The sequence below is a fragment of the Mangrovibacterium sp. genome, assembly GCF_059905295.1.
In genome coordinates this window covers 1-2,516 of the sequence record NZ_JBZQJF010000054.1, presented here as the reverse complement: position 1 = coordinate 2,516, position 2,516 = coordinate 1, and the positions used below count along the sequence as shown (strand labels likewise).

Genomic DNA, 2,516 nt, shown 5'->3' with positions numbered 1-2,516 from the left:
CTGGGAACTGAGGTGAAATTGGCTCCGGATTGCATTGGTGCAGAAGTAAAAGCGATGGCTGATGCTTTGAAACCAGGAGACGTTTTGTTATTGGAAAACCTGCGTTTCCACAAAGAAGAAACTAAAGGTGACGAAGCTTTTGCAGGTCAATTGGCAGAATTGGGTGACTGCTGGGTAAACGATGCTTTCGGTACAGCTCACCGTGCACATGCTTCTACCGCTGTAATCGCTAAATTCTTCCCGAACGACAAAATGTTCGGTTACTTGGTAACAGACGAAGTTTCGAACCTGGATAAAGTTGTTGCTGCACCGGTACGCCCGATGACTGCAATCATGGGTGGTGCTAAAGTTTCAACAAAAATTACAATCATCGAAAACATGTTGGGAACTGTTGATAACCTGATTATCGGTGGTGGTATGATCTTCACTTTCGTGAAAGCAATGGGTGGAAACATCGGTTCTTCATTGTGTGAAGATGAGTATCTTGACCTGGCTAAAAAATTGATTACAACAGCCAAAGAAAAAGGTGTGAACCTGGTCATCGCTTCTGACTGTGTTGCTGCTGATAAATTTGCTGCTGATGCAAATACTGAAGTATGTGCTGCAGGCGACATCAAAGAAGGTTGGATGGGATTGGACGTAGGTCCTGACACAATCGCTACTTTCAAAGAAGTTATCGGTAACTCAAAAACAATCCTTTGGAACGGTCCTGCCGGAGTATTCGAAATGGATGCTTTTGCTGCCGGTACTAAAGCAATTGGCGAAGCAGTTGTTGAAGCAACTAAGAAAGGTGCTTTCTCATTGGTTGGTGGTGGTGACTCAGTTGCTGCTGTTAACAAATTCGGTATTGCTGAAGGTGTTTCTTACATCTCAACTGCCGGTGGTGCTATGTTGGAAACTTTGGAAGGTAAAGTTCTTCCGGGTATTGCAGCTGTACGCGGTTAATTAGAACAATCATTACAAGCTATATAAAAGGCTCGGGCTATGGCTCGGGCCTTTTCTTGTTGGGCTGGTTAGAAGTTAAGCGTTATTTTAAGAGCCGGTTGTGGTTTTAGAACAAGTCCTGTTAGCTCCGAATTAATGTAGGGTTGCGGGCTTACTTCCATGCTGATTCGGTATGCCCGTCGTTTGTTGATTCCTGAACTGATAAAAAAAGGGATACTACTTGCGGATGCAATTAACCCTGTTACAACGATATAACCCCAGAAGTCGACAGTTTCTCCCGATGATTCACCATGCCAGTAACTATCCCACGAAGAGCTAAATCCTGCGAGTCCAACAACGGTGGTTACAGTACCAGCACCCAATAAAATCCAACCGGTTTTTTGTTGTCTTTGGCTTATTTTAAGATAAGTTTTTTGCATTGCCTTGTTCTCGGGACTTAGTTGTTGGCCAAAAACACAAGGCATAATAATAACTGTCAGTAAAAATGTGATCAAACACTTTTTCATAACAAAATGATTTAGGTTTTTTTATGTTGCTTTGTACGAAAATCAATTCGCTAAGTTTGCTGGCGGAAGACCGTTAAAAAAAAACAGCGAACCGGGAATCGGAACGCTGTTCTATATTGTTCTCAAATCAATTGTTAGTCTTCAATTGCTCCGTAAAGCACAGCCGTTAATTTGTCGTAAAATTCGCCGTGGCGGAAAGGCATCACTTGGGTCATTCCCACAAAAATCAGATCTTCTTTGGGATCGATGAAAAATTTGGTGCTGTAGTAACCTCCCCACTCAAATGTTCCCGGCGACTTGGAGTTAATTCCTTTTCCTTCTTCGGTGCGCAGGTTGAAGCCCAGGCAATAAGTGTTCCCAGGAATTTTACTGTAGCCGTGTCCTTTCCGATTGAGGTCGATCATTTGGTCCGCAGTCATCACCTCGATGGTCTTGCGTCCAAGGATGCGGTGTCCGTTGTACTCGCCGTAATTCACCAAAGCTTCAATAAAGTGTGCGTAGTCCATCGCCGTTGATGTCAATCCAGCACCACCGGCATAGTAACCAACATCGTTAAATTTCGGATATTCGGTTGTACCGGCCATACCGCCTTCTGTTGTCATTGCAATGCTGCCGTCGCTGTATTGGGCATACATGGGGACCAAGCGATCTTGTTTGTCTTTAGGCAGGTAGAATTGTGTATCCTTCATACCCAGCGGTTCAAAAATGTTCTCCCGGAAATACTGAGCCAGTGTCTTGCCCGACACCACTTCAATAATTCGTCCGAGCACATCAATATTTAGTCCGTAGTGGAAATGATCGCCCGGTTGGAATTCAAGCGGCACTTCGGCAATCCGGTTCACGAAGTCTTCGGTTGTTTCGGTTTCGCTGCCGAAGCCGGCGTTTGCCAGGTCATATTTCGCATAAAGAATGTCGAAGGGATGCGGTGCGTGATAACCGTACATGATTCCCGAGGTGTGGGTCATCAGCATGCGGATTGTAATCGGGTGTTTTACCGGAACAGTTGTGTAAGTTGAATCTTTCTCATTAAACTGGTCGAGTACGGCTGATTTCCGGAAAGCCGGG

At 44.8% G+C, this 2,516-nt stretch carries 3 protein-coding genes; 1 reads left to right on the top strand and 2 read right to left on the bottom strand.

The window, feature by feature from the left end; all coding sequences use genetic code 11:
- Positions 1-945: phosphoglycerate kinase (locus AC37HE_RS03220; protein WP_500781343.1), on the top strand; the 945-nt coding region annotated here is incomplete at its 5' end.
- A 68-nt stretch (positions 946-1,013) separates the two neighbouring features.
- Here the strand turns inward: AC37HE_RS03220 and AC37HE_RS03215 are convergent.
- Together AC37HE_RS03215 and AC37HE_RS03210 are read right to left on the bottom strand one after the other, a co-directional pair.
- A complete protein-coding gene (locus tag AC37HE_RS03215) occupies positions 1,014-1,451 on the bottom strand; it encodes a hypothetical protein (protein ID WP_500781342.1) in 438 nt (145 codons plus the stop codon).
- A gap of 134 nt (positions 1,452-1,585) precedes the next feature.
- Positions 1,586-2,516 (bottom strand): serine hydrolase domain-containing protein (locus AC37HE_RS03210; protein ID WP_500781341.1); only part of this gene is annotated, 931 nt, incomplete at its 5' end.

What these genes read in the sequence shown, in the direction of transcription:
- AC37HE_RS03215 (WP_500781342.1), bottom strand. Translation starts at nt 1,451, where the DNA reads ATGAAAAAGTGTTTGATCACATTTTTACTGACAGTTATTATTATGCCT.